The organism is Rathayibacter sp. AY1C6 (assembly GCF_002931535.1).
Classification (GTDB): domain Bacteria; phylum Actinomycetota; class Actinomycetes; order Actinomycetales; family Microbacteriaceae; genus Rathayibacter.
In genome coordinates this window covers 17,852-42,064 of record NZ_PSWC01000003.1, presented here as the reverse complement: position 1 = coordinate 42,064, position 24,213 = coordinate 17,852, and the positions used below count along the sequence as shown (strand labels likewise).

Below are 24,213 nucleotides of genomic sequence, written 5' to 3'. Positions count from 1 at the left end.
GAGAAGGAGGGCGCATGCCCGGTCCCGTGATCATCCCCGCCCCGCTCGCTCCGGGAACGCTCCGGATCATCCCCCTCGGCGGCCTCGGCGAGATCGGCCGCAACATGACCGTCTTCGAGATCGACGGCAGGCTCCTGGTCGTCGACTGCGGCGTGCTCTTCCCGGAGGAGGACCAGCCGGGCGTCGACCTGATCCTCCCGGACTTCACGCCCATCCGGGACAGGCTCGACGACATCGTCGGAGTGGTCCTCACCCACGGCCACGAGGACCACATCGGCGCCGTCCCCTACCTGCTCCGCCTGAAGCGCGACATCCCGCTGATCGGGTCCACCCTCACGCTCGCCCTCGTCGAGGCGAAGCTCAAGGAGCACCGGATCACGCCGTACACGCTCACGGTGAAGGAGGGCGACGTCGAGAACCTCGGGCCCTTCGAGCTCGAGTTCGTCGCCGTGAACCACTCGATCCCGGACGCGCTGGCCGTGTCGATCGTCACCGACGCCGGCTCGGTGCTGCACACCGGCGACTTCAAGATGGACCAGCTGCCGCTCGACGGCCGGATCACCGACCTGCGCGCCTTCGCCCGCCTCGGCGAGGAGGGCGTCGACCTGTTCATGGTCGACTCCACCAACGCCGACGTCCCCGGCTTCACGCCGAGCGAGCGCGACATCGGCCCGGTCATCGAGAGCGTCATGGCCAGGGCGACCCGCCGCGTCATCGTCGCGAGCTTCTCCAGCCACGTGCACCGGGTGCAGCAGGTGCTCGACGCGGCCCACGCCACGGGCCGCCGCGTGGCGCTGCTCGGCCGCTCCATGGTCCGCAACATGCGCATCGCCGCGGATCTCGGCTACCTGCACGTCCCTCCGGGAGTCCTGGTCGACATGAAGAAGTCGGGCGACGTCCCCGAGGACAGGATCGTCTACATGTCCACCGGGTCGCAGGGCGAGCCGATGGCCGTCCTCAGCCGGATGGCCAACCTCGATCACCAGATCGAGCCGGGGGAGGGCGACACCGTGATCCTCGCCTCCAGTCTCATCCCCGGCAACGAGAACGCGGTGTACCGGGTCATCAACGGGCTCACGCGGCTCGGAGCGACCGTCGTGCACAAGGGCAACGCGAAGGTGCACGTGTCCGGGCACGCCGCGGCCGGCGAGCTCCTCTACTGCTACAACATCCTCAAGCCGCTGAACGTGATGCCGGTGCACGGCGAGTACCGGCACCTGGTCGCGAACGCGCAGCTCGCGCGTGAGACCGGGATCGCGGAGGAGAACACGATCATCGCCGAGGACGGCACCGTGATCGACCTGCTCGACGGCAGGGCGACCGTCGTCGGACGGCTCGACCTGGGGTTCGTCTACGTCGACGGATCGTCGGTGGGCGAGATCACCGACGCCGACCTCAAGGACCGGCGGATCCTCGGCGAGGAGGGCTTCATCTCGATCATCGTGGTGGTCGAGGCGGGCACGGGGCGGATCGTCGTCGGCCCCGAGATCCACGCGAAGGGCTTCGCGGAGGACGACAGCGTCTTCGACGAGGTCAAGCCGCGGATCGCGGCCGCGCTCGAGGAGGCGGTGCGGAACGGGGCGAGCGATCAGCACGCGCTCTCGCAGGCCGTCCGTCGCGTCGTCGGCCGCTGGGTCAACACCTCCTACCGCCGCCGGCCCATGATCGTGCCGCTCGTCATCGAGGCCTGAGCCTCCCGGCCGGCGGCGGATCGGCGCCTGCCGTCGCGGCGCGGGTCACCGGCCCTGACGGGGGCGGCAGGTACGGTGGCCTCATGGCGACCAGTACCAAGACGACCTCGCGCGGGCGCGGCAGCGCGACTCCGCGCTCCGGCGCGCCGCGATCCGGCCGGGGCTCGGGCAAGGCGGCCGCCGAGACGAAGACGGTGGCCTTCGAGTCCGCCCCGCGCACCAACCCCGCCGTGCGGCTCTGGATGGCGCTGGCCCACCTCGCGGGCGGCGCAGCGCGCGCCCTCGGTCCCGAGCGGCTGGCGAAGGAGGAGCGCCGCGACGGCGTCCCCTTCCTGCTGCTGCTGCTGGCCGTCGCGGGCGCGGTCGTCGAGTGGTTCCTCGCGACCGACCCGGTCGCCCTGGTGCTCGACGCGTGGAGCTTCGGCGGCTTCTTCGGCCGGGTCGCCTACGTGCTGCCGGTCGTCCTTCTCCTCTTCTCCCTCTGGCTCTTCCGGCACCCCCGGTCCGTCGACGACAACGGGCGGATGGGCGTGGGCGTCATCACGCTGCTCGTCGCCTCCGCCGGCATCTGCCACGCGCACCTCGGCCTGCCGCAGCCCGGCCAGGGAATCGAGACCATGGCGGCAGCGGGAGGCGTCCTCGGCTGGCTGGTGGGCGCCCCGCTCGTGGCGATCGCCACCGTCCCCGGCGCGACCGTGCTGCTGTCGCTCGTGATCCTGCTGTCGCTGTTCATCATCACCAAGACCCCGCCGAACCGCATCGGCGCGCGCTCGCGGGAGCTCTACGGCTACCTCTTCGGCGCCCCCGTGCTCGACGACGAGGAGCGCGCCCGCCTCAAGGCCGAGCGGGCCGCCGCCAAGGCCGCGGCGAAGGCGGAGGCCGAGCAGGAGGAGGACGCGCAGCAGGACGGCGGAGAGCTGCCCTGGTGGCGGCGCACCGAGTCCGGGCGCGAGGACGAGCCGACCGTGCAGACCGAGCTCCCGATCGACTCCTTCACCGAGGTGCTCGAGGGCACCGCTCCCGCCCGCGGCCGCGCGAAGGGCTTCGACACCGCGCTCGAGGAGCGCGACGACGAGGCCCACCCGCCGACCCGCTCCTACGCCACCGAGGTGCTGGCCGAGGCCGAGACCGCCGAGGCCGCGCTCGCCCGCTTCGAGCAGACGGGCGCTCCCCGCGGCGCGACCGGTGTGGTCGACGACGACGCGACCGAGGTCATCCGGCTCGACCGCCTCGATGTGGCGCCCGCCGTCCCGATCCCGCCCGTCATCGAGACCGGCCCGATCGCGCCCCTCGCCGAGGAGGATCCGACCGCCGGCTTCGACTCCTCGTTCGAGGACGACGCGCCGTACCGCCTCCCCTCGGCGGCCGCCCTCTCGACGGGCACGCCCTCCAAGGCGCGCTCGGCGGCCAACGACGAGATGGTCCGCGCCATCACCGAGGTGCTGCAGCAGTTCAACGTGGATGCGACGGTCACCGGCTTCTCCCGCGGCCCGACCGTCACCCGCTACGAGATCGAGCTCGGCCCCGGCGTCAAGGTCGAGCGCGTCACCGCGCTCAGCAAGAACCTCTCCTACGCCGTCGCCAGCAACGAGGTCCGGATCCTCTCCCCGATCCCGGGCAAGAGCGCGATCGGCGTCGAGATCCCCAACACGGACCGCGAGATCGTCTCGCTGGGCGACGTCCTCCGCTCGCCGGCCTCGACGACGTCCACGCACCCGATGACCATCGGCGTCGGCAAGGACGTCGAGGGCGGCTACGTCGTGGCGAACCTCGCCAAGATGCCGCACCTCCTGGTCGCCGGCTCCACCGGCTCCGGCAAGTCCAGCTTCGTCAACTCGATGATCACGAGCCTGCTGATGCGCGCGCGCCCGCAGGACGTGCGGATGGTCCTGATCGACCCCAAGCGCGTGGAGCTCACCATCTACGGCGGAGTGCCGCACCTGATCACTCCGATCATCACGAACCCCAAGAAGGCCGCCGAGGCGCTGCAGTGGGTCGTGAAGGAGATGGACATGCGCTACGACGACCTGGCTTCGTTCGGGTTCCGTCACATCGACGACTTCAACGCGGCCGTCCGCGCGGACGAGATCACGCTCCCGGCGGGCAGCAGCCGCGTCCTCAAGCCGTACCCGTACCTCCTCGTGGTGGTCGACGAGCTCGCCGACCTGATGATGGTCGCCCCGCGCGACGTCGAGGACTCGATCGTGCGGATCACCCAGCTCGCGCGCGCCTCGGGCATCCACCTCGTGCTTGCCACGCAGCGGCCGAGCGTCGACGTGGTGACCGGCCTCATCAAGGCGAACGTGCCCAGCCGCCTCGCCTTCGCGGTGACCAGCGTGACGGACTCGCGGGTCATCCTCGACCAGCCGGGAGCCGACAAGCTCATCGGGCAGGGCGACGGCCTCTTCCTCCCCATGGGCACCAACAAGCCGATGCGCGTCCAGGGCGCCTGGGTCCGCGAGGACGAGATCGCGAAGGTCGTCGAGCACGTCACCCGTCAGGCGCAGCCCGAGTACCGCCAGGACATCACCGTGCAGGCGCAGCGCAAGGAGATCGACTCCGACATCGGGGACGACCTCGAGCTGCTGGTCGCGGCGGCCGAGCTCGTCGTCAGCACGCAGTTCGGCTCGACCTCGATGCTGCAGCGCAAGCTCCGCGTCGGCTTCGCCAAGGCCGGCCGGCTGATGGACCTGCTCGAGTCGCGCGAGGTCGTCGGCCCCTCCGAGGGGTCGAAGGCTCGCGACGTGCTGGTCACCGCCGAGCAGCTGCCGGGCGTCCTCGCGCGGATGCGCGGCGAGGACCCGGGCGAGGGGCCGGCCGCGCCGTCCTCGGTCGCCCCGGACCCGTACGCGGATCCGCTGGCCGAGCCGACCGGGCCCGCCGCCACCGACTACCACGACGACGACGAGGGGTCCGGCGAGGACGCCTGGACGCTGACGGGACGCGAGTGACCGTCCCGGTCGCCCGCACTGCGAGGAACGGCGGAGCACGATGACGAACCCCACCGCACCGGCTCCGGCCGCGTCGGGCAACTGGAACCTGCCGAACGCGATCACGGTCCTCCGGATCCTGCTGGCGCCCGTCTTCTTCTGGCTCCTGCTGGCCGACGGGGGGCAGGACAGCGGGATCCGGATCGCCGCGGCGCTCCTCTTCATCGTCGCGATCGCCACGGACGGCATCGACGGGCACATCGCCCGGAGCCGGGGCCTCGTGACCGATCTCGGCAAGCTCCTGGATCCGATCGCCGACAAGGTGCTGACCGGTGCGGCGCTCGTCGGGCTCTCGATCCTCGCGGAGCTGCCGTGGTGGGTGACGATCGTCATCCTGGTGCGCGAGATCGGCATCACCGTCTTCCGGATGGCCGTGCTCTCGGACCGGGTGATCCCGGCGTCACGGGGCGGCAAGCTCAAGACGATCGTGCAGTCGATCGCGATCTCCCTCGCTCTGCTGCCGCTCTGGGCCGTCCTCGGCGAGTGGGTCCACTGGCTGAACGGGATCACGATGACGGCCGCGGTGGTGCTCACGGTCGCCACCGGGATCGACTACCTCGCCGACGCCGCCCGCCAGAGCCGGGCCGCCCGGTCCACGCGGTGACGGCCGCGCAGCTGATCGCCGAGCTCCGGCGGCGGGGTGTCGACCTCGCCGTCGCGGAGTCGCTCACCGGCGGCGCGCTCAGCTCCGCCCTCGTGGAGGTGCCCGGCGCCTCCGCCGTGTACCGCGGGGGAGTGGTGAGCTATGCCACCGACCTCAAGGACCGGCTCCTCGGGGTCGACGCGCGCGTCCTCGGCGAGCGGGGTCCCGTCGATCCCGGGGTTGCCGTGCAGATGGCGCGCGGAGCGTCCTCGCGGCTCGCAGCCGACGGGCGTCCGACGCTCGGCCTGGCGACGACGGGGGTCGCCGGTCCGGATCCGCAGGGGGATGCGGCCGTCGGCACCGTCTTCGTGGCGGCCGTCCTCGGCGAAGACGAGCTGGTCCGCGAGCACCGGTTCGACGGCGACCGCGCCGCGATCCGCGCCGCCTCGGTCGACGCGGCCCTCGCCCTCGGTGCGGAGCTGATCTCCCGCGGCGCATGAGGCGGATACCCAGCGAGGGCCCTCCGGGAATCGGAATGCGCCGCATTGCGGCCCGGTTACAACTGGTGTCGCTCACACGCAAAGTCCAGTCATCCGGTATTAGAGTCGACACCATACGAACCGGGTAGTGAACAGCTATCCGGTTCTCTTGTCCCAGCCCCCCGATCATCCGCTCCGGAATCTCCGGCGCTCGTGTTCGCGGTGCAGGTGCACGACATGCGGTTGACGTGGAGAAGGAGGGTCCAGTGGTTCTAGTTCGTCAGGAGATCGGCGATGTCCTCAGGGACTTTCGCCTGCAGAAAGGTCGTACGCTCCGTCAGGTGGCGAGCAAGGCGAGCGTTGCGCTCGGCTACCTGAGCGAGGTCGAACGCGGTCAGAAGGAGGCCTCCTCGGAGATCCTCGCCTCTGTCGCCGACGCCCTCGACACCCCCATCTCGGTGATCATGCGCGAGGTCGGCGATCGTCTCGCCGTCATCGAGGGCATCGACACCATCCCCGACACCATCCCGGCCGACATGGTCGCCGGCTTCGACGCGGACCTCGTCACGCAGTAGTCGGATTCCGTCCCCTCCACTCACCGCACCCGTTCCACGCGAAGGGCGCCCAGGCTCCGGCCGGGCGCCCTTCGGCGTTCCCGGGGAGTGCGGCCTCCGGGCAGCGGCTACCGTGGACGCATGCGCTTGAGCGAGTTCCGGCAGCTGGTGGACGACGAGTTCGGCGGCGCGTACGCCCGTGTCCTGGTCTCGGACCTCGTGCTGACCGAGCTCGGGGGCCGCACCGCCGAGCGCGCCCTCGCGGACGGAGCGGAGCCGCGCGAGGTCTGGCTCGCCCTCTGCCGCGCCAACGACGTCCCGGAGGCCCGCTGGCACGGCGTGGATGCGCGGAAGCGCCACCGCTGACGCTCCCGTCGCCGAAGCCGTGTTCGACACGCCGAAGGCTCTTGCTCGAATCCGTGTTCGAACGGGTCTAGGCTCCTCCACAGAAGCAGGATCGGCCCCGTCTCCACGGAGTCGCTCTCGCTCGGCCCCGATGTCGGTGGTCGGGCGTACCGTCGGAGACACCTGAACGGACCTGCTTCACCGCCTTGTCGCAGCCGGCCGGCACTGTCACTCCGACAGCCGCCAGCATGTCGCGACAGCCTGTAGGCGACACCACCACGAACACGAGAGCGAGACGGCCATGCCCAGTTCCTCCGACCGCGAGAAGTCCCTCGAGACCGCACTCGCCCAGATCGACCGCCAGTTCGGCAAGGGCGCCGTCATGCGCCTCGGAAGCGACGACCGCGCTCCCGTCGAGGTGATCCAGACCGGTTCGATCGCGCTCGACGTCGCGCTCGGGATCGGCGGGCTCCCGCGTGGCCGCATCGTCGAGATCTACGGCCCCGAGTCCTCCGGAAAGACCACCCTCACGTTGCACGCGATCGCGAACGCGCAGCGCAACGGCGGCATCGCCGCCTTCATCGACGCGGAGCACGCGCTCGACCCCGAGTACGCCAAGAAGCTCGGCGTCGACATCGACTCCCTCCTCGTGTCGCAGCCCGACACCGGAGAGCAGGCGCTCGAGATCGCCGACATGCTCGTGCGCTCGGGCTCGATCGACCTCATCGTGATCGACTCCGTCGCGGCCCTCGTGCCGCGTGCCGAGATCGAGGGCGAGATGGGCGACTCCCACGTCGGCCTGCAGGCGCGCCTCATGTCCCAGGCGCTGCGCAAGCTGACCGGCGGACTGAACACCACGAACACCACGATGATCTTCATCAACCAGCTGCGCGAGAAGATCGGCGTCTTCTTCGGAAGCCCCGAGACCACGGCGGGCGGCAAGGCGCTCAAGTTCTACGCGTCGGTCCGCCTCGACATCCGCCGCATCGAGACGCTGAAGGACGGCACCGACGCGGTCGGCAACCGCACCCGCGTCAAGGTCGTGAAGAACAAGATGGCCCCGCCCTTCAAGCAGGCCGAGTTCGACATCCTCTACGGCGTCGGCATCTCCCGCGAGGGCAGCCTGATCGACTTCGGTGTCGAGCACGAGATCGTCCGCAAGTCGGGCGCCTGGTACACCTACGACGGCGACCAGCTCGGCCAGGGCAAGGAGAAGGCGCGCCAGTTCCTCATCGACAACCCCGATGTGGCCGCCGAGATCGAGAAGCGCATCCTGGTCAAGCTCGGCGTGATCGTCGACCCGAACGCGGCCGTCGAGGCCGCGCCGGTCGCGATCGAGACCAAGCAGCCCGTGCGCAAGGGCGCCTAGCCCGTGGCGGAGAAGGCCGCGGAGGGGGCGAAGGGCCGCCCCGTGGCCTTCCTGCCCTGGGTCGACCGGGGTGCGGCGGGCGACGAGGGCTGGGCTCCGGCGGCGCCGGACGCCGACGGGGCCGGGTCGCTTCCGGATCCGTCCGGAGCAGGAACGCCGCGTACCAGTGCTCCCGGGGCGGCCGCAGGCGAGTTGGAAGGCTCCGCCGTCGGGGGCGCCGCGTCTCCGGCCTCCGAGCGGATCGCCGAGCTCTCGGCTCATGTCGCCCGGCGCGCGCCGGCGTTCGTCGAGAACGCGGAGGACGAGGACGACGACGACGCGATCGAGATCCCGGAGGAGATCGATCCCGAGCAGGTCGCGGATCGGATCGTACGGGGGCTCTCCCGCAAGAGCCTCTCGGTCGCCGAGGTCGAGGCGCGCCTCTACACGGAGGGCGTCGCCGAGAAGGACGCCCTCGAGATCCTCGAGCGCTTCACGCGCTTCGGCTACCTCGACGACCTCCGCATGGCGGAGCAGCTGGTCGTCTCGCTCCGTGACCGCAAGAAGCTCGGCCGCTCCTCCATCCAGCAGGAGCTGCGCGCGCGGAAGATCGACCCCGAGGCGATCGCGTCAGCGCTCGACGAGCTGGACGGCGACGACGAGTACCGCACGGCGCTCGAGCTCGCGCGCAAGCGCCTGCCGAGCCTGCGCTCGCTCTCCGACGAGGTCGCCGAGCGCCGGCTCACGGGATTCCTCGCGCGCCGCGGCTACGCCGGCGGACTCGTGCAGCGCGTCGTCCGCGAGACGATCCGCAAGCCGGGGTCGAGCGTCCGCTTCCGCTGACACGGCGGGCCGGGAGCGGTCCGACCGGAGCGTAGAATCCCACACCATGAGCACGCTCGGTACCGCCCCGTCGCCCGTCGCCGAGACCCGGCCGAGGACCTACGAGGTCCGTACGTTCGGGTGCCAGATGAACGTGCACGACTCCGAGCGGCTGAGCGGTTCGCTCGAGGCGGCGGGCTACGTGTCCGCCGATGGAGCCGAGGCCGACGTCGTCGTGATCAACACCTGCGCGGTGCGCGAGAACGCCGACAACAAGCTCTACGGCAACCTCGGCCACCTCGCGTCGGTGAAGCGCCGACACGAGGGGATGCAGATCGCGGTCGGCGGCTGTCTCGCGCAGAAGGACAAGAACGTCATCCTCGACCGTGCCCCGTGGGTCGACGTGGTCTTCGGCACGCACAACATGGGCGCCCTCCCGAGCCTGCTCGAGCGCGCCCGCCACAACGACGAGGCGCAGCTCGAGATCCTCGAATCGCTCGATGTCTTCCCCTCCACGCTCCCCACGAAGCGCGACTCGACCTACAGCGGCTGGGTCTCGATCTCGGTCGGCTGCAACAACACCTGCACCTTCTGCATCGTCCCCTCGCTCCGCGGCAAGGAGAAGGACCGGCGCCCCGGCGACGTGCTCGCCGAGATCCAGGCGCTCGTGGACGACGGCGCGATCGAGGTCACCCTTCTCGGCCAGAACGTGAACTCCTACGGCGTCGAGTTCGGCGATCGCCAGGCGTTCTCGAAGCTGCTCCGCGCGGCGGGCACCATCGACGGGCTCGAGCGGATCCGCTTCACGAGCCCCCATCCCGCGGCCTTCACCGACGACGTGATCGACGCCATGGCCGAGACGCCGGCGGTGATGCCGCAGCTGCACATGCCGCTCCAGTCCGGCTCCGACCGCGTCCTCAAAGCGATGCGCCGCTCCTACCGCTCCGAGAAGTTCCTCGGGATCCTCGACCGGGTGCGCGATCGCATCCCGCACGCGGCGATCAGCACCGACATCATCGTTGGCTTCCCCGGCGAGACGGAGGCCGACTTCCAGGAGACCCTGCGGGTGGTCGAGGCGGCCCGCTTCGCCTCCGCCTTCACCTTCCAGTACTCCGTCCGGCCCGGCACCCCGGCCGCGACGCTGCCCGACCAGATCCCCAAGGCGGTCGTCCAGGAGCGCTACGAGCGGCTCGTCGCCCTGCAGGACGCGATCAGCGAGCAGGAGAATCGCACGGTCGTCGGCCGAGAGGTCGAGGTCCTCGTCGCGACCGGCGAGGGCCGCCGCGACACGGAGACGCACCGGCTGAGCGGACGCGCCGAGGACAGCCGTCTGGTGCACTTCGACGTGCCCGAGGGCTCCGAGCAGCCGCGTCCCGGAGACGTGGTCTCCGTCCGGGTCACCCGTGCCGCCCCCTTCTACCTCCTGGCGGATTCGCCCGACGGCGCGCCGCTCCGCATCCGCCGCACCCGCGCGGGCGACGCCTGGGACCGGGCGCAGACCGAGTCCTGCGGAGTTCCGGCCGCCCCGGGCGCGAGCGGGGCGCCCCGGGTCTCGCTGGGCCTGCCGTCGCTGCGCGTGCGCGACGCCGGCACGCTGACGACGCCGATCTACGACGCCCTCGATGGCGAGCGCTGAGACCGGAGCCCCCGATACCGCGCCGGAGCTCATCGCGGTCGTCGGCGCGACCGGCACGGGCAAGTCCGACCTCTCGCTCGAGCTCGCCGAGGCGATCCGGCAGGACGGCGGCGCCGCTGAGATCGTGAACGCCGACGCGATGCAGCTCTACCGCGGGATGGACATCGGCACCGCGAAGCTGCCCGCCGACGAGCGTCGGGGCGTCCCGCACCACCTGCTCGACGTCCTCGACGTGACGGAGGAGGCGTCGGTCGCCCGCTACCAGAGCGAGGCGCGGCGCGTGATCGAGAGCGTGCTGGCGCGCGGGGCGACGCCGATCCTCGTCGGGGGCTCCGGTCTGTACGTCTCCAGCGTCGTCTTCGAGTTCTCGTTCGCGGGCACCGACCCGGCCGTCCGGCGCCGGCTCGAGGAGACCGCCGAGCGGGAGGGCCTGGGCGCCCTCGTCGAGCGGTTGCGCCGGATCGACGCCGGAGTGGCCGAGCGGATCGGTCCGCACAACGCCCGGCGCATCGTCCGCGCGCTCGAGATCGCGGAGCTCACCGGCGGGAGCACGCACAGCGCGCTGATGTCCGACGAGCCGGTTCGGTGGCGCCCCGCCTCGATCCTGTTCCTCGAGGCTCCGCGGGAGGAGCTGGTGCAGCGCCTCGACCGGCGGGTGGAGCGGATGTGGGCGGCCGGGATGCTCGACGAGGTCGAGCGGCTCGTCCCCCTCGGCCTGGAGCGCGGCGTCACAGCCGGGCGGGCCATCGGGTACGCCCAGGCGCTCGCCCAGCGTGCCGGCGTCCTCCGCGAGGAGGAGGCGATCGCGGCGACGCAGGCGCTCACGCGCCGCTACGCACGTCGGCAGAACAGCTGGTTCCGGCGCTACGCCGGCGCCCACCGGCTCCCGTACGACGCGCCGGACCTGGTGTCGCGGGCGCACGCCGCCGCCCAGGCCGCCGCTCCCGCTCCTCGCTAGGCTGTGCGCCATGACGATCGAGCTGCACTTCACCAAGGGCCAGGGCACCGGCAACGACTTCGTGCTCTTCAGCGACCCGGACGGTGAGGTCGACCTCTCGCCCGCGCAGATCGCGATGATCTGCGACCGCCACTTCGGCGTCGGCGCCGACGGCGTCATCCGTGCCGTCCGCTCCCGCGCGATCCCGGAGGGCGCCGCGGCTCTGGCCGAGGAGAGCGAGGCGGAGTGGTTCATGGACTACCGCAACGCCGACGGCTCGATCGCCGAGATGTGCGGCAACGGCATCCGCGTCTACGCCGCGTTCCTGCTCGCGGGCGGCCTCGCGGCGCTCGAGCCCGGCGACACCCTGCCGATCGGCACCCGCGCCGGCGTCCGCGACGTCACCCGCAGCGGTGCCGGGTTCCAGGTCGACCTCGGCCGCTGGGAGCTGGCGGGCGGCGAGCCCCTGGTGCGGGCGAAGGAGCTCAAGGTCGCGCGCCCCGGTCTCGGGATCGACCTCGGCAATCCGCACGTGGTCGTCGCCCTCAGCAACGACGAGGAGCTCGACTCCGCCGACCTCTCCTACATCCCGCAGCTCGACCCGGAGCCCGAGGACGGCGCGAACGTCGAGTTCGTGGTTCCCGGCGAGCCCCTGGTCCACGACGGGATCGGGCGGATCCGGATGCGCGTGCACGAGCGCGGCAGCGGCGAGACCCTGAGCTGCGGCACGGGTGCCGCGGCGGCGGCACTGGCGGTGCGCTACTGGGCGGGAGCGCGCGCTCCGCAGGCCTGGCGCGTGGAGGTCCCGGGCGGCACGCTCGGCGTGACGATGTTCGCGGCGGAGGAGGGCGAGCACGTCGGGCTCTCCGGCCCGGCCGACCTCGTCTTCACCGGGACGATCCGGATCGACTGAGGACCCGGTCAGGCCCGGCGGGTCGTCCGGAGCACGCGGAAGCCCTTCGCCGAGGAGACGCGCTCCACGTCGAGCCACCCGGCGAACGCGGCGCCGAGCCAGGTCTGGAGCGAGTCGGAGCCGAGGTTGCGCTGCACGACGAGCCAGGCGTCCGCGCCCTCCTCGAGCCGCGGCAGCCAGCGTTCGAGCAGGAGGTGCAGCTCCTCCTTGCCGATGCGGATCGGCGGGTTCGACCACACGGTGCGGAAGCGGACGTCGTCGGGAACATCCTCGGGCAGCACGGCGTTGACATTGAGGACGCCGAGTTCCTCGCAGTTGCGACGGACCAGCTCGAGCGCCCGCTGGTTGACGTCGACCGCCCACACCCGGGCGTCGGGGGAGGCGAGGGCGAGCGCGAGGGCGACCGGGCCCCAGCCGCAGCCGAGGTCCAGCAGGTCCCCGTCAGCGGGGGCGTCGGGCACCGCGTCCAGCAGGACGCGCGTGCCGAGATCGACGTGACCGGGGCTGAACACCCCTCCTGCCGTCGTGACCTCGAGGTCGCGGCCGGCCAGGCGGGCCTGGATCCTGCGGGGCCGGAGGTCGCCGTCGGGAGTACTCGAGAAGTAGTGCTCGGCGGCCATGAGAAGTGAACCTATCAAGACCTGAGGAGTTAGTGTTATCCGGATGACGGAAGACCTGAACGAGACCGACACGACCGAGGCCGTGGACGTCGTCTCGAGGGTCCTGGCGAACGCGCAGTCGCGTTCGGCAGGGTACTCGCGCTTCGTCGCGGGTGGAGCCCAGGCGCTGCAGAGCGCCGGCCACGAGGGCGAGAACAGCGACGGCGAGCAGTTCGACCGCGACGACCGGCAGGCGCTGCGACGCGTCGCCGGCCTCTCGACCGAGCTCGAGGACGTCACGGAGGTCGAGTACCGCCAGCTGCGCCTGGAGAACGTCGTGCTCATCGGCGTGTACTCGCAGAATTCGCTGGAGGACGCGGAGAACTCGCTGCACGAGCTCGCCGCGCTCGCGGAGACGGCGGGAGCGACGGTCCTCGACGGCCTGCTCCAGCGCCGCCCGCACCCCGATCCGAGCACCTACCTCGGCAAGGGCAAGGCCCAGGAGCTCGCGGGGCTCGTCGCGGCCCTCGGCGCGGACACGGTCGTCGCCGACACCGAGCTCGCACCGAGCCAGCGGCGTGCGCTGGAGGACGTGGTGAAGGTCAAGGTGATCGACCGCACCGCGGTGATCCTCGACATCTTCAGCCAGCACGCGAAGAGCCGCGAGGGCAAGGCGCAGGTCGAGCTCGCGCAGCTCGAGTACCTGCTCCCGCGACTGCGCGGCTGGGGCGAGTCCATGTCCCGCCAGGCTGGCGGACAGGTGGGCGCGGGAGCCGGAATGGGCTCGCGCGGTCCGGGTGAGACGAAGATCGAGCTCGATCGTCGCCGCATCCACACCCGCATGGCGCGCCTGCGCAAGCAGATCACGGCGATGAAGCCCGCCCGCGAGGCCAAGCGCGCGAACCGCAAGCGCAACGCCGTCCCCTCGGTGGCGATCGCGGGGTACACGAACGCCGGCAAGTCGAGCCTGCTGAACCGGATGACGCACGCGGGCGTCCTCGTCGAGAACTCGCTCTTCGCGACCCTCGACGCCACCGTCCGCAAGGCCCAGACGAAGGACGGGCGCCTCTACACGCTCGCCGACACGGTCGGCTTCGTCCGAGCGCTTCCGCACCAGCTCGTCGAGGCCTTCCGGTCGACGCTCGAGGAGGTCGCGGACTCCGATGTGATCGTCCACGTCGTGGACGCCTCCCACCCCGATCCGGCCGGGCAGATCGCCACCGTGCGCGACGTGATCGGCGAGGTGGGCGCCCGCAGCATCCCCGAGATCATCGCCTTCAACAAGGCCGATCTGGTGGACGAGGGCACGCGGCTGGTGCTGCGCGGTCTCGCTCCCGACGCGGTCTTCGTGTCGGCGCGCAGCGGCGAGGGCATCGACGAGCTGGAGGCGCGGATCGCCGAGATCCTGCCCGAGCCGGACGTCGAGATCGACCTGCTCGTGCCCTACGACCGGGGCGACGTGATCTCGCATCTGCACCGCAGCGGCCGGATCCTGTCGACGCAGTACGTCGAGGGCGGCACCCACGTGGTCGCCCTCGTGCACGCCGACCTGGCGGGCTCGCTCACCGAGTTCGCGGTTCCGCGCGCGGCCGTCCAGGCCTGATCGCCACCACCCGAGCGCCCGTCTCCCCGTCCGGGAGGCGGGCGCTCGGCGCATCCGGGAGGGGGTGCGGCGTCCCGCACCATCGACCCGCTCCGGCGGCCGGAGGGTTCGGCGATCTCGTGTCGGCGGCCCTCCTCCGCCTTCCCGTGACCGCGACGGAGGGGCGCGCGCCCCGATCGCCGGTGCCCGTCGAACGCAGGAGGGGCCCGGCCGGCTGCACGCCGGTCGGGCCCCTCCTGCGTTCCCGGTGTCAGACCGAGCGGAGGACCGCCACGATCTTCCCGAGCACCTCGGCCTCGTCGCCGAGGATCGGCTCGAAGTTGGAGTTGCGGGGCAGCAGCCAGGTGTGGCCGTCGCGCTGGCGCAGCACCTTGACGGTGGCCTCGCCGTCGAGCATGGCCGCTACGATCTCGCCGTTCTCGGCGGTGCGCTGCGAGCGGACCACGACCCAGTCGCCGTCGCAGATCGCGGCGTCGATCATCGACTCGCCGACGACCTTGAGCATGAAGAGCTCGCCCTTGCCGACGAGCTGCCGGGGAAGCGGGAACACCTCGTCGATCTGCTGGTCCGCCATGATCGGCACGCCCGCCGCGATCCGGCCGACGAGGGGGACCATCGCCGCGTCGCCGACCGTCGCGGTCGACTCGAACGACCCGTCGTCCTCCGTCGAGCTGGGGACGTCGATGAGGATCTCGAGGGCGCGGGGCCGGTTCGGGTCGCGGCGCAGGTAGCCGCTGAGCTCGAGCTGGTTGAGCTGGTGGGTGACGCTCGACAGCGAGGCGAGGCCGACCGCGTCGCCGATCTCGCGCATGCTCGGCGGGTAGCCGCGGCTCGACACCGAGCGCTGGATCGCGTCGAGGATCGCGAGCTGCTTGGCGCTCAGGCTCTTCCGGCGGCGGCCTGCGGCCGCCTTCGTCTTGGCGGCCGGGGTCCCGGCCCTCTGCGCGTCGCTCACGATGCTCCCTCTTCCCGGTGCGCACGCCGCGTGCGCGCCCGCCCGGTCGCGACCCGACAAGGAATGTCGGTGGTCGCTGCTCTACTACGACCAGGCTCTCGAAACTGTATCCGCCGGAACTCACGACTCGGAACATTCGTTCGAGTGTGTCGCGCGCGAGTCCGCCCGCGGATCAGCCGGAACGGTCCCTTGACCGCTCCGTCGTTCGAAGATATGTTCGGTACAGGCGTTCGGGGCGGCCCTCCCGGCCGAGGGCCTCCCCGAATCCCTGTTGAAAGGAGCGATCCCATGACCGCACAGCTCACCTCCCGCCCGCTCCAGCGCTCGTCCGCGGCTCGGCACGTCGAGGTACTGCCGTCCGCTCCCGAGCCGATGAGCGCGTTCGGCGAAGCGCGGATCGTTCGCACCCGTCTGCGCCTCACGCGCCGCGGCCGCGCCGTGGTGGCCGCTCTGGGGGCCCTGCCGATCGTGGCGGGCGCCTTCGCCTTCGGGCTCAACGGCGGTGGAGCGGTCGCGTCGAGCGACGCCGCTGCGGTCGAGTTCCAGTACGTCACCGTTCACGCGGGCGAGTCGCTCTGGTCGCTCGCCGAGGAGCTCGCCCCGCAGGCGGACCCGCGCGACGTGGTCGACGACATCCTCTCCCTCAACCAGCTCTCGAGCGCGGGCGTCGAGCCCGGGCAGCGCCTCGCGGTCCCGGCCGAGTACGACACCGCTCGCTGAGCCGGGCTGCCCGGACGTCCGCGCCGGGTGCTTCGCTACCATTCCCTGGTGACGACTCTCGATGACCTACCCCTCCGCGACGACCTCCGAGGCAGGCACCCGTACGGTGCACCCCAGGCGGTCGTGCCCGTCGCCCTCAACGTCAACGAGAACACCCACCCGGTCCCGGACGACGTGATCGCCGACATCGTCGGGCGGGTCACGGAGGCGCTGCGCACCGTCAACCGGTACCCCGACCGCGAGTTCCGAGAGCTGCGCGACTCCCTCGCCGGCTACCTCGGTCACGGGCTCACCGCGGACGGCGTGTGGGCTGCGAACGGATCGAACGAGGTGCTCCAGCACGTCCTTCAGGCGTTCGGCGGTCCCGGGCGCTCGCTGCTGGGGTTCGCGCCCACCTATTCGATGTACTCGATCCTCGCGTCGGGGAGCGGAACGGAGTGGATCCCCGCTCCGCGCGAGGCGGAATTCGAGATCGGAGCCGAGTACGCCGCGGAGCAGGTGCGCCGGGCCCGGCCCGACATCGTCTTCCTCTGCGCTCCGAACAACCCGACCGGGACGCCGCTCGACCTCGCCGTGATCGAGGCTGTCTACGACGCGACCGACGGCATCGTCGTCGTCGACGAGGCGTACGCCGAGTTCGCCGGCAGGGGCGCGCCCACCGCGCTGAGCCTCCTCCCCGGGCGACCGCGCCTGCTCGTGTCCCGCACCATGAGCAAGGCCTTCGCCTTCGCCGGTGTCCGCCTGGGCTACCTCGCCGCCGACCCCGCGGTGATCGACGCGCTCCGCCTCGTCCGCCTCCCGTACCACCTGTCGGCCCTCACCCAGGCCGCCGCGACCGCCGCCCTCGCTCACGCCGACGAGATGCTCGCCATGGTCGGCGAGATCATCGTGCAGCGCGACCGGATGATCGACGGACTGCGCGCCCTCGGCTACCGCCCGTACACGACCGGCAGCAACTTCGTCCTCTTCGGCGGCGTCGCGGATCCGGCCGCGATGTTCGAGGGCCTGCTCGCCCACGGCGTCCTCATCCGCGACGTCGGCATCCCGAACCACCTCCGTGTCAGCGCCGGCACCGAGGAGGAGACGACCGCGTTCCTCGAGGCGCTCGCCTACATCCCCGCACCGTCGGCCGACGCCACGGTGGCGCTCTCGCGCGAGTGAGCTCCGCCCGGGGGCGGCGACGCGGCGCGAATAGACTGGGAGGCATGACCTCCCCGAGCGCCGCACCCGGGCGCACCGCCTCCCTCAGCCGTGCCACCAGCGAGTCGAGCATCGAGCTCTCCCTCGACCTCGACGGCACGGGCGTCGCCGATCTCGAGACCGGCGTGCCCTTCTTCGACCACCTGCTGACGGCGTTCGCGAAGCACTCGCTCACGGACCTGCACGTCCGGGCCCGCGGCGACATCGAGATCGACATCCACCACACCGCGGAGGACATCGGCATCGTGCTCGGCACGGCCATCCGTCAGGCGCTCGGCGACAAGGCCGGGATCTCCCGCTTCGGCGACGCGCTCGTCCCCCTCGACGAGGCGCTCGTGCAGGCCGTCGTCGACATCTCGGGGCGCCCCTACCTCGTGCACACCGGCGAGCCGGAGGGCTTCGCGCTGCACCTGATCGGCGGCCACTTCACCGGGTCGATGGTGCGCCACGTCTTCGAGGCGATCGCGTTCAACGCCGGCCTCACCGTGCACGTCACGGTGCTCGGCGGCAGGGACCCGCACCACATCGCCGAAGCGGAGTTCAAGGCGTTCGCCCGCGCCTTCCGTCAGGCCAAGGCCCTCGACCCGCTCGTCTCCGGCGTGCCGTCGACGAAGGGCGCGCTGTGAGCTCGGCCCGCCCCTCCGTCGTGGTCTACGACTACGGCTCGGGGAACGTGCACTCCGCCGTCAAGGCGCTCGAGCTCGCCGGGGCCGACGTCGAGCTGACGGGGGACCGGCAGCGGGCGCTGGAGGCGGACGGCCTCCTCGTGCCCGGCGTCGGCGCCTTCGACGCCGTGATGTCGGCGCTGACCCGCGCCCGCGGCGGCGAGATCATCGAGAAGCGCCTCGCCGGCGGGCGCCCCGTCCTGGGCATCTGCGTCGGGATGCAGGTGCTCTTCGAGCGCGGCGTCGAGCGCGGGGTCGAGAGCGAGGGCCTGGGCGAGTGGCCGGGGACGGTGGACCTCCTCCCGGCCGAGGTCGTCCCGCACATGGGCTGGAACACCGTCTCCGCTCCCGAGGGCTCGGTGCTCTTCGACGGCATCGCCGAGGAGCGCTTCTACTTCGTGCACTCCTACGGCGCCCGCGAGTGGTCGCTCGATGTCATGCCCCCGTTCCCGCGTCCCGCGGTCACCTGGGCCGATCACGGAGGCCCCTTCATCGCCGCGGTCGAGAACGGGCCGCTCTCGGCCACGCAGTTCCACCCCGAGAAGTCGGGGGCCGCCGGGCTCCGGCTGCTGGCCAATTGGCTGGGCACCCTCCGCACGAACTAGGATCGGCCGGTGGTCGGCGCCTCCAGGGGCCGGCACCGGCTCCGAGACTGAGGATGACGATGAGCGAGTTCACCAAGGCCCCGGGCCTGGTCCTCCTGCCTGCGATCGACGTGGCGGGCGGCAGGGCCGTGCGGCTCACGCAGGGCGAGGCCGGGACCGAGACCAACTACGGCGACCCGATCGACGCCGCGGGCGACTGGGCCGACCAGGGCGCGGAGTGGATCCACCTCGTCGACCTCGACGCCGCCTTCGGCCGCGGCGACAACCACGGCATCATGAAGAAGGTCATTCGGCAGGTGAAGGGCGTCAACGTCGAGCTCTCCGGCGGGATCCGCGACGACCGCAGCCTCGAGTCCGCGCTGAGCGCCGGCGCGAAGCGCATCAACCTCGGCACCGCGGCGCTCGAGAACCCCGAGTGGGCCGCGAGCGTCATCGCGCAGTACGGCGACCAGATCGCCGTCGGGCTCGACGTCCGGGGCACCACGCTCGCCGCGCGCGGCTGGACCAAGGAGGGCGGCGACCTCTGGCAGGTCCTCGACCGCCTGGAGGAGGCCGGCTGCACCCGCTACGTCGTCACCGACGTCACGAAGGACGGCACGCTCAAGGGCCCGAACCTCGAGCTCCTCGAGCAGGTCATGGCCCGCACCCACCGCCCCGTGATCGCCTCGGGCGGCATCTCGAACCTCGACGACATCGCCGCTCTGCGCGACCTCGTGCCCCAGGGGCTCGAGGGCGCGATCGTCGGCAAGGCGCTGTACGCGGGCGCGTTCACGCTCGCGGAGGCCCTGGATGTCGCATCCGAGTGAGCCCCGCCCGCTCCCGGCGCATCTGACCGACTCGGCCGGCACCCCCTGGGCGGGCCGGCACTTCGAGCCGAGCGCAGCACCGGAGGACGACGGAAGCGCCCCGGAGCCGCTGGTCGCAGCGCTCGAGTCCTTCGCCCGCGGCACTCGCGGCCCGGAGGCCGTGGTCGACGCGATACGCACGTCCCGCCTGCTCATCCCGCTGGTCGCCCGCCTCGGCGAGGAGGCCGAGGGAGTCGGGGGACTCCGGGCGGACAAGACGCAGGAGCTCGCGATCGTCACGGTCGCCGGACCCGACGGCCGCACGGTGCTCCCCGTCTTCAGCGGCGTCGAGAGCATGCGCCGGTGGGACCCGGCCGCCCGTCCCGTCCCTGTCGACGGGCGCCGCGCGGCCCTGGCGGCCGTCGCGGAGGGCACCGAGGTGATGGTCCTCGATCCCGCGTCCGAGCGGGAGTTCGCGGTCCGGCGCCCGGCCCTCTGGGCGATCGCGGAGGGCGGCGCCTGGCGGCCGGCCCCCGCCGATGCGGAGGTGCTCCTGGCTCTGCGCGCGGCTGCGGAGGGGGAACGGGCGGTCGCCTCGCTCGAGGTGCGCGCGGGAGACCCGGAGCAGCGCCTCGCGGGCCCCGAGCTCGTGGTGGTCCTGAGCCTGCGCCCGGGGCTCGATCAGGACGCGCTCGGCGCCCTCGTCGCGCGCCTGGGGGAGCGGTGGGCGGCCGACGAGACCGTCGCGCAGCGCGTCGACTCGATGACGCTGCAGCTCGCCGCCGCCCGCTGACTCCCGATCAGGTGACCGGGCCGGTCCACTTCTCGCCCGGGCCCTTGCCGATCGGGTCAGCGATCGGGGACGCCTCACGGAACGCGAGCTGGAGGGTGCGGAGGCCGTCGCGCAGGCTCCGGGCGTGCATGTCGCTGATGTCGGGCGCCCCGGCCGTGACCAGGCCCGCGAGCGCGTTGATGAGCTTGCGCGCCTCGTCGAGGTCGACCTGCGCTCCAGGCTCGTCGGCGAGTCCGCACTTGACGGCGGCCGCGCTCATCAGGTGCACGGCGGCGGTGGTGATGATCTCCACCGCCGGGACCTCCGCGATGTCGCGCGCGGCCTCCACGTCGGAGGCTCCGCCGTCCTCGCCGAATCGTCGCGTGTAGTCGTCGTCGTACTGGGCCATGGGTCCTTCGTTCGTCGTCCGTGGTGGAGGGGCGCGGCCGCCGGAGCAGAGGATCGAGGGGCGGCCGGATCCGGTCTGTCGGGCGGGCCGCCGGTCTGCTATGGTTGTCCGGGCTCCGAGGCATGTCCTCGGTTCGAAAGTGGAGATTCTCCCACCCGCGCTTGACCGCTTCACAAGGTTACCGGGTCAGAAGCACTCCGCCCCCGAGGGTCGTCAGACCACCGGAGGCAGGGCTGCGGCTCTCGAGGTCCGCCTCGGGAACCGCGTCACAGGGTGCGAGCGCCGTGCTGCAGGCACGACGTGGACGGGACGATCACCTCTCTCGGGTGCGCTGGAGAAGACTCCGGCAGCGCAGCTGCACTCACCGAGATCAGAGGAGAAACGCAATCAGCGATCCCCGTACCAACGACCGTATCCGCGTCCCCGAGGTCCGCCTCGTGGGTCCCGCAGGAGAACAGGTCGGCGTCGTCAAGATCGAGGTCGCCCTGCGACTCGCGCAGGACGCAGACCTGGACCTGGTCGAGGTCGCCCCCAACTCCAAGCCGCCCGTGGCCAAGATCATGGACTACGGGAAGTTCAAGTACGAGCAGGCTCAGAAGCTCAAGGAAGCCCGTCGCAACCAGGCGAACACGATCCTCAAGGAGGTCCGTTTCCGCCTGAAGATCGACAAGCACGACTACGAGACCAAGCGCAAGCGCGCCGAGGGCTTCCTGAAGGCCGGCGACAAGGTCAAGGCGATGATCCTCTTCCGCGGTCGCGAGCAGTCGCGTCCCGAGATGGGCGTCCGCCTGCTCCAGCGCTTCGCGGAGGACGTGGCCGAGTTCGGCCAGGTCGAGTCCACCCCGACCATCGACGGTCGCAACATGGTGATGGTCATCGGCCCGCTGAAGAACAAGTCCGAGGCGAAGGCCGAGGCCAATGCGGTCCGCGCCGCTCGTCGCGAGGCCAACACCCCCGAGGACACGGCCGAGGCCGAGTCCGTCTAGTACTTCGCCGCCCCGGCCTCGGGGCCGGTGGACGCCCCGCTCGCGGGGCACCGGTTTCGCCCCGCCGAGCGCGGAGTGACGTTCACAAGGAGAGAACATGCCCAAGATGAAGACCCACTCGGGTGCCAAGAAGCGCTTCAAGGTGACCGGCTCCGGCAAGGTCATGAAGCAGCAGGCCGGCATGCGTCACAACCTGGAGTCCAAGTCCAGCGTTCGCACGCGCCGCCTCAACCAGGACCAGGTCCTCGCCCCGCAGGACGCCAAGGTCGCCAAGAAGCTTCTCGGTCTGTAGCCCACCGCCGGCGCAGCCCGCTGCGCCGCGTGGTCGCTACTCAGCCGACACGGATCGATAGGAAGAAACAGCAATGGCAAGAGTGAAGAGGGCCGTCAACGCCCACAAGAAGCGTCGCGTCATCCTCGAGCGCGCCTCGGGCTACCGCGGCCAGCGGTCGCGCCTCTACCGCAAGGCGAAGGAGCAGGTCACCCACTCCCTCGTCTACTCGTACCGCGACCGCCGCGCCAAGAAGGGCGAGTTCCGTCGTCTCTGGATCCAGCGCATCAACGCCGCGTCCCGCGCGAACGGCCTGACCTACAACCGCTTCATCCAGGGCCTCGCCCTGGCCGGCGTCCAGGTCGACCGCCGCATCCTCGCGGACCTCGCGATCACCGAGCCGGCCACGTTCGCCTCGCTCGTCGCGACCGCGAAGAGCGCGCTGCCCGCCGACACCTCGGCGCCCAAGGCCGCAGCGTAGTCAGCACGGCTTCCCGGAGGGGGTCGCGACCGAGAGGTCGCGGCCCCCTCCGTCGTCCGCAGGCCCTCCCGCGCCGTGTCTGCGGGAGCGGCGATCACCGCGCCGATAGGCTCGCCGCATGCTCGACAACCCCCGCTCTCCCCGTGTCCGCTCCGTGGCGAAGCTCACCCGCCGCCCGGCCCGGCTCGAGACGGGGCTCTTCCTCCTCGAGGGCCCGCAGGCACTCTCCGAGGCGCTGCAGTACCGCCCGGAGCTGATCGTCGAGTCGTTCGCGACTCCGACCGCTCTGGAGCGCCACCCCGAGATCGTCGCCGCCGCCGCCGAGGCGGAGGTGGAGATCGAGTACGTGACCGAGGACGTCCTCGACGCGATGGCCGACACCGTCACTCCGCAGGGCTTCGTCGCGGTCTGCCGTCAGTTCCCCACGTCGCTCAAGGACGTCGTCGCCTCCGAGCCGCGCCTCGTGGCGGTGCTCGAGGAGGTCCGCGATCCGGGCAACCTCGGCACGATCATCCGTGCCGCCGACGCCGCCGGCGCCGACGCTGTCGTGCTGTCCGGCCGCTCGGTCGACCTCTACAACCCCAAGGTCGTGCGCTCCACGACCGGCTCGCTCTTCCACCTCCCGGTCGCGGTCGGCGCCGACCTCGCCGACGTGCTGGGCCGGCTCCGCGGCGTGGGCCTCCGCTCCGTCGCGGCCGACGTGAAGGGGGAGGACCTGCTCGACGTCCGCGCCCGCGGGGACCTCGCCCAGCCGACCGTCTGGGTCTTCGGCAACGAGGCGCGCGGCCTCGAGGACGAGTCGCTCGCCCTCGTCGACGGCGTGGTCGCGGTGCCCATCTACGGGGCGGCGGAGTCGCTCAACCTCGCGACCGCGGCCTCCGTCTGCCTGTACGAGAGCGCCTTCGCGCTGCGTTCCTGAGAGGAACCGGGCCGAGGGTGCTGCGAACCTGGAGAACAGGGTGCGTTGTTACCCTTCGGTTAAGAATTCCCTCATGATTTGACCGGCCCATCCCCGTGTGCTTCTCTGACGGCATGGTCACAGCCCCGCAAGACGAGCGCGCCGCCGCTCCCGCCGGTGAACCCCTCGTCGTCCTCTCCGGGGTGCAGAAGCACTACGGCGACTTCCAGGCTCTGAAGGACATCGATCTGACGGTGCACCGGGGCGAGGTCGTCGTGGTCCTCGGCCCCTCCGGATCCGGCAAGTCGACGCTCTGCCGCACGGTCAACCGGCTCGAGACGATCTCGGGCGGCACCATCACCATCGACGGGCAGAAGCTCCCGGAGGAGGGCAAGGGCCTCGCCGCGCTCCGCGCCGACGTCGGGATGGTCTTCCAGTCGTTCAACCTCTTCGCGCACAAGACGATCCTCGAGAACGTCACCCTCGGCCCGATCAAGGTCCGCGGGCTCTCCCGCAAGGACGCGGAGGCCCAGGCCACGGCGCTGCTCGACCGGGTAGGCGTCGGCCACCAGGCCGCCAAGACCCCGGCCCAGCTCTCCGGCGGGCAGCAGCAGCGCGTCGCGATCGCGCGGGCGCTGGCGATGAAGCCCAAGGTGATGCTCTTCGACGAGCCGACCTCGGCGCTCGATCCCGAGATGATCAACGAGGTCCTGGACGTGATGGTCGGGCTCGCCAAGGACGGGATGACGATGATCGTCGTCACCCACGAGATGGGATTCGCCCGGAAGGCCGCCGACCGCGTCGTGTTCATGGCCGACGGCGAGATCCTCGAGGACACCGACCCGGAGTCGTTCTTCACCGCGCCCCGCACCGACCGGGCCAAGGACTTCCTCTCCAAGCTCATCACGCACTAGAAGCGCGATCAGCAGCCACCAGGCAGGTCGGACCCGTGACCCGGGAGCCGAC

General features: G+C 71.5%; 26 protein-coding genes. 23 read left to right on the top strand and 3 right to left on the bottom strand.

Going from position 1 to position 24,213, the window contains the following annotated elements:
- The first annotated feature begins 14 nt into the window (after positions 1 to 14).
- From C5D36_RS03060 to dapF, 11 genes are all read left to right on the top strand, one after another.
- The gene (locus C5D36_RS03060) at positions 15 to 1,691 is read left to right on the top strand and encodes a ribonuclease J (RefSeq protein WP_104224470.1); all 1,677 of its coding nucleotides are present in this window, start codon (positions 15 to 17) and stop codon (positions 1,689 to 1,691) included.
- An 83-nt stretch (positions 1,692 to 1,774) separates the two neighbouring features.
- Positions 1,775 to 4,642 (top strand): DNA translocase FtsK, encoded by a 2,868-nt coding sequence (locus tag C5D36_RS03055; protein ID WP_104295169.1) that lies wholly within the window; start codon positions 1,775 to 1,777, stop codon positions 4,640 to 4,642.
- Between the two features lie 40 nt (positions 4,643 to 4,682).
- Positions 4,683 to 5,285 carry a CDP-diacylglycerol--glycerol-3-phosphate 3-phosphatidyltransferase gene (pgsA, locus tag C5D36_RS03050; RefSeq protein ID WP_104295168.1) on the top strand — a complete coding sequence of 201 codons (603 nt, stop codon included), beginning with the start codon at positions 4,683 to 4,685 and terminating at the stop codon, positions 5,283 to 5,285.
- Positions 5,282 to 5,764: a CinA family protein gene (locus C5D36_RS03045; protein ID WP_104224473.1), complete on the top strand. Its 483-nt coding sequence runs from the start codon at positions 5,282 to 5,284 to the stop codon at positions 5,762 to 5,764. Before pgsA ends, C5D36_RS03045 begins: the two co-directional genes overlap by 4 nt.
- A 245-nt stretch (positions 5,765 to 6,009) precedes the next feature.
- Positions 6,010 to 6,318, top strand: a complete 309-nt coding sequence (locus C5D36_RS03040) for a helix-turn-helix domain-containing protein (protein ID WP_068207524.1) — start codon at positions 6,010 to 6,012, stop codon at positions 6,316 to 6,318.
- Between the two features lie 120 nt (positions 6,319 to 6,438).
- A complete protein-coding gene (locus C5D36_RS03035; protein ID WP_104295167.1) occupies positions 6,439 to 6,663 on the top strand; it encodes a DUF3046 domain-containing protein in 225 nt (74 codons plus the stop codon).
- 280 nt (positions 6,664 to 6,943) lie between these two features.
- Positions 6,944 to 8,011 carry a recombinase RecA gene (recA, locus tag C5D36_RS03030; protein WP_104224475.1) on the top strand — a complete coding sequence of 356 codons (1,068 nt, stop codon included), beginning with the start codon at positions 6,944 to 6,946 and terminating at the stop codon, positions 8,009 to 8,011.
- A 3-nt stretch (positions 8,012 to 8,014) separates the two neighbouring features.
- A complete protein-coding gene (locus C5D36_RS03025; RefSeq protein WP_104295166.1) occupies positions 8,015 to 8,833 on the top strand; it encodes a regulatory protein RecX in 819 nt (272 codons plus the stop codon).
- 46 nt (positions 8,834 to 8,879) lie between these two features.
- A complete protein-coding gene (gene miaB, locus C5D36_RS03020) occupies positions 8,880 to 10,448 on the top strand; it encodes a tRNA (N6-isopentenyl adenosine(37)-C2)-methylthiotransferase MiaB (protein WP_104224477.1) in 1,569 nt (522 codons plus the stop codon).
- Positions 10,435 to 11,406 carry a tRNA (adenosine(37)-N6)-dimethylallyltransferase MiaA gene (miaA, locus tag C5D36_RS03015; RefSeq protein WP_104233272.1) on the top strand — a complete coding sequence of 324 codons (972 nt, stop codon included), beginning with the start codon at positions 10,435 to 10,437 and terminating at the stop codon, positions 11,404 to 11,406. The genes miaB and miaA overlap by 14 nt, the downstream gene beginning before the upstream one ends.
- Positions 11,407 to 11,416: 10 nt before the next feature.
- A complete protein-coding gene (gene dapF / locus C5D36_RS03010; protein WP_104226308.1) occupies positions 11,417 to 12,298 on the top strand; it encodes a diaminopimelate epimerase in 882 nt (293 codons plus the stop codon).
- Between the two features lie 8 nt (positions 12,299 to 12,306).
- On the opposite strand, the gene C5D36_RS03005 is transcribed toward dapF, so the two are convergent.
- Positions 12,307 to 12,918: a class I SAM-dependent methyltransferase gene (locus tag C5D36_RS03005; RefSeq protein WP_104233274.1), complete on the bottom strand. Its 612-nt coding sequence runs from the start codon at positions 12,916 to 12,918 to the stop codon at positions 12,307 to 12,309.
- A 43-nt stretch (positions 12,919 to 12,961) separates the two neighbouring features.
- On the opposite strand from C5D36_RS03005, the gene hflX reads away from it, so the two are divergent.
- Complete coding sequence (hflX, locus tag C5D36_RS03000; RefSeq protein WP_104224481.1) at positions 12,962 to 14,500, top strand: GTPase HflX; 1,539 nt, start codon at positions 12,962 to 12,964, stop codon at positions 14,498 to 14,500.
- Between the two features lie 250 nt (positions 14,501 to 14,750).
- Here the strand turns inward: hflX and lexA are convergent, their stop codons facing one another.
- Positions 14,751 to 15,455, bottom strand: coding sequence for a transcriptional repressor LexA (lexA, locus tag C5D36_RS02995; protein ID WP_104224482.1), 705 nt, complete (start codon positions 15,453 to 15,455; stop codon positions 14,751 to 14,753).
- Positions 15,456 to 15,743: 288 nt separating this feature from the next.
- Between lexA and C5D36_RS02990 the strand changes: the two genes are divergently transcribed.
- The 6 genes from C5D36_RS02990 to C5D36_RS02965 are packed head-to-tail and all read left to right on the top strand — an operon-like array spanning position 15,744 to position 20,223.
- Positions 15,744 to 16,175, top strand: a complete 432-nt coding sequence (locus C5D36_RS02990; protein ID WP_308471249.1) for a LysM peptidoglycan-binding domain-containing protein — start codon at positions 15,744 to 15,746, stop codon at positions 16,173 to 16,175.
- 48 nt (positions 16,176 to 16,223) lie between these two features.
- Positions 16,224 to 17,336, top strand: coding sequence for a histidinol-phosphate transaminase (locus tag C5D36_RS02985; protein ID WP_181072748.1), 1,113 nt, complete (start codon positions 16,224 to 16,226; stop codon positions 17,334 to 17,336).
- A 44-nt stretch (positions 17,337 to 17,380) separates the two neighbouring features.
- Positions 17,381 to 18,001, top strand: a complete 621-nt coding sequence (hisB, locus tag C5D36_RS02980) for an imidazoleglycerol-phosphate dehydratase HisB (RefSeq protein WP_104233277.1) — start codon at positions 17,381 to 17,383, stop codon at positions 17,999 to 18,001.
- Positions 17,998 to 18,645, top strand: coding sequence for an imidazole glycerol phosphate synthase subunit HisH (hisH, locus tag C5D36_RS02975; protein WP_104224485.1), 648 nt, complete (start codon positions 17,998 to 18,000; stop codon positions 18,643 to 18,645). The genes hisB and hisH overlap by 4 nt, the downstream gene beginning before the upstream one ends.
- 59 nt (positions 18,646 to 18,704) lie before the next feature.
- Positions 18,705 to 19,451: a bifunctional 1-(5-phosphoribosyl)-5-((5-phosphoribosylamino)methylideneamino)imidazole-4-carboxamide isomerase/phosphoribosylanthranilate isomerase PriA gene (priA, locus tag C5D36_RS02970; RefSeq protein WP_104224506.1), complete on the top strand. Its 747-nt coding sequence runs from the start codon at positions 18,705 to 18,707 to the stop codon at positions 19,449 to 19,451.
- Positions 19,435 to 20,223 (top strand): SseB family protein, encoded by a 789-nt coding sequence (locus tag C5D36_RS02965; RefSeq protein WP_104292051.1) that lies wholly within the window; start codon positions 19,435 to 19,437, stop codon positions 20,221 to 20,223. The genes priA and C5D36_RS02965 overlap by 17 nt, the downstream gene beginning before the upstream one ends.
- A gap of 7 nt (positions 20,224 to 20,230) precedes the next feature.
- Here the strand turns inward: C5D36_RS02965 and C5D36_RS02960 are convergent, their stop codons facing one another.
- Positions 20,231 to 20,611: a DUF1844 domain-containing protein gene (locus C5D36_RS02960; RefSeq protein WP_104313470.1), complete on the bottom strand. Its 381-nt coding sequence runs from the start codon at positions 20,609 to 20,611 to the stop codon at positions 20,231 to 20,233.
- Between the two features lie 437 nt (positions 20,612 to 21,048).
- On the opposite strand from C5D36_RS02960, the gene infC reads away from it, so the two are divergent.
- From infC to C5D36_RS02935, 5 genes are all read left to right on the top strand, one after another.
- A complete protein-coding gene (gene infC / locus C5D36_RS02955; RefSeq protein ID WP_374952931.1) occupies positions 21,049 to 21,597 on the top strand; it encodes a translation initiation factor IF-3 in 549 nt (182 codons plus the stop codon).
- Between the two features lie 97 nt (positions 21,598 to 21,694).
- Positions 21,695 to 21,889, top strand: a complete 195-nt coding sequence (rpmI, locus tag C5D36_RS02950; protein WP_055793295.1) for a 50S ribosomal protein L35 — start codon at positions 21,695 to 21,697, stop codon at positions 21,887 to 21,889.
- Positions 21,890 to 21,962: 73 nt separating this feature from the next.
- Positions 21,963 to 22,349 carry a 50S ribosomal protein L20 gene (gene rplT / locus C5D36_RS02945; RefSeq protein ID WP_104224487.1) on the top strand — a complete coding sequence of 129 codons (387 nt, stop codon included), beginning with the start codon at positions 21,963 to 21,965 and terminating at the stop codon, positions 22,347 to 22,349.
- Positions 22,350 to 22,467: 118 nt separating this feature from the next.
- Positions 22,468 to 23,268, top strand: a complete 801-nt coding sequence (locus C5D36_RS02940; RefSeq protein ID WP_104224488.1) for an RNA methyltransferase — start codon at positions 22,468 to 22,470, stop codon at positions 23,266 to 23,268.
- Positions 23,269 to 23,381: 113 nt separating this feature from the next.
- Positions 23,382 to 24,161, top strand: coding sequence for an amino acid ABC transporter ATP-binding protein (locus C5D36_RS02935; protein WP_104224489.1), 780 nt, complete (start codon positions 23,382 to 23,384; stop codon positions 24,159 to 24,161).
- Positions 24,162 to 24,213 lie beyond the last annotated feature (52 nt).

Excerpts from the sequence above, each read along its gene's own strand:
- C5D36_RS02990 (WP_308471249.1), top strand. The coding sequence starts at position 15,744 with ATGACCGCACAGCTCACCTCCCGCCCGCTCCAGCGCTCGTCCGCGGCT.
- rpmI (WP_055793295.1), top strand. The coding sequence starts at position 21,695 with ATGCCCAAGATGAAGACCCACTCGGGTGCCAAGAAGCGCTTCAAGGTG.
- C5D36_RS03055 (WP_104295169.1), top strand. The coding sequence starts at position 1,775 with ATGGCGACCAGTACCAAGACGACCTCGCGCGGGCGCGGCAGCGCGACT.
- recA (WP_104224475.1), top strand. The coding sequence starts at position 6,944 with ATGCCCAGTTCCTCCGACCGCGAGAAGTCCCTCGAGACCGCACTCGCC.
- miaB (WP_104224477.1), top strand. The coding sequence starts at position 8,880 with ATGAGCACGCTCGGTACCGCCCCGTCGCCCGTCGCCGAGACCCGGCCG.
- pgsA (WP_104295168.1), top strand. The coding sequence starts at position 4,683 with ATGACGAACCCCACCGCACCGGCTCCGGCCGCGTCGGGCAACTGGAAC.
- C5D36_RS02965 (WP_104292051.1), top strand. The coding sequence starts at position 19,435 with ATGTCGCATCCGAGTGAGCCCCGCCCGCTCCCGGCGCATCTGACCGAC.
- hisB (WP_104233277.1), top strand. The coding sequence starts at position 17,381 with ATGACCTCCCCGAGCGCCGCACCCGGGCGCACCGCCTCCCTCAGCCGT.
- rplT (WP_104224487.1), top strand. The coding sequence starts at position 21,963 with ATGGCAAGAGTGAAGAGGGCCGTCAACGCCCACAAGAAGCGTCGCGTC.
- dapF (WP_104226308.1), top strand. The coding sequence starts at position 11,417 with ATGACGATCGAGCTGCACTTCACCAAGGGCCAGGGCACCGGCAACGAC.
- hflX (WP_104224481.1), top strand. The coding sequence starts at position 12,962 with ATGACGGAAGACCTGAACGAGACCGACACGACCGAGGCCGTGGACGTC.
- C5D36_RS02935 (WP_104224489.1), top strand. The coding sequence starts at position 23,382 with ATGGTCACAGCCCCGCAAGACGAGCGCGCCGCCGCTCCCGCCGGTGAA.
- C5D36_RS03035 (WP_104295167.1), top strand. The coding sequence starts at position 6,439 with ATGCGCTTGAGCGAGTTCCGGCAGCTGGTGGACGACGAGTTCGGCGGC.
- C5D36_RS03005 (WP_104233274.1), bottom strand. The coding sequence starts at position 12,918 with ATGGCCGCCGAGCACTACTTCTCGAGTACTCCCGACGGCGACCTCCGG.
- C5D36_RS02960 (WP_104313470.1), bottom strand. The coding sequence starts at position 20,611 with ATGGCCCAGTACGACGACGACTACACGCGACGATTCGGCGAGGACGGC.
- priA (WP_104224506.1), top strand. The coding sequence starts at position 18,705 with ATGAGCGAGTTCACCAAGGCCCCGGGCCTGGTCCTCCTGCCTGCGATC.
- C5D36_RS02940 (WP_104224488.1), top strand. The coding sequence starts at position 22,468 with ATGCTCGACAACCCCCGCTCTCCCCGTGTCCGCTCCGTGGCGAAGCTC.
- C5D36_RS03060 (WP_104224470.1), top strand. The coding sequence starts at position 15 with ATGCCCGGTCCCGTGATCATCCCCGCCCCGCTCGCTCCGGGAACGCTC.
- miaA (WP_104233272.1), top strand. The coding sequence starts at position 10,435 with ATGGCGAGCGCTGAGACCGGAGCCCCCGATACCGCGCCGGAGCTCATC.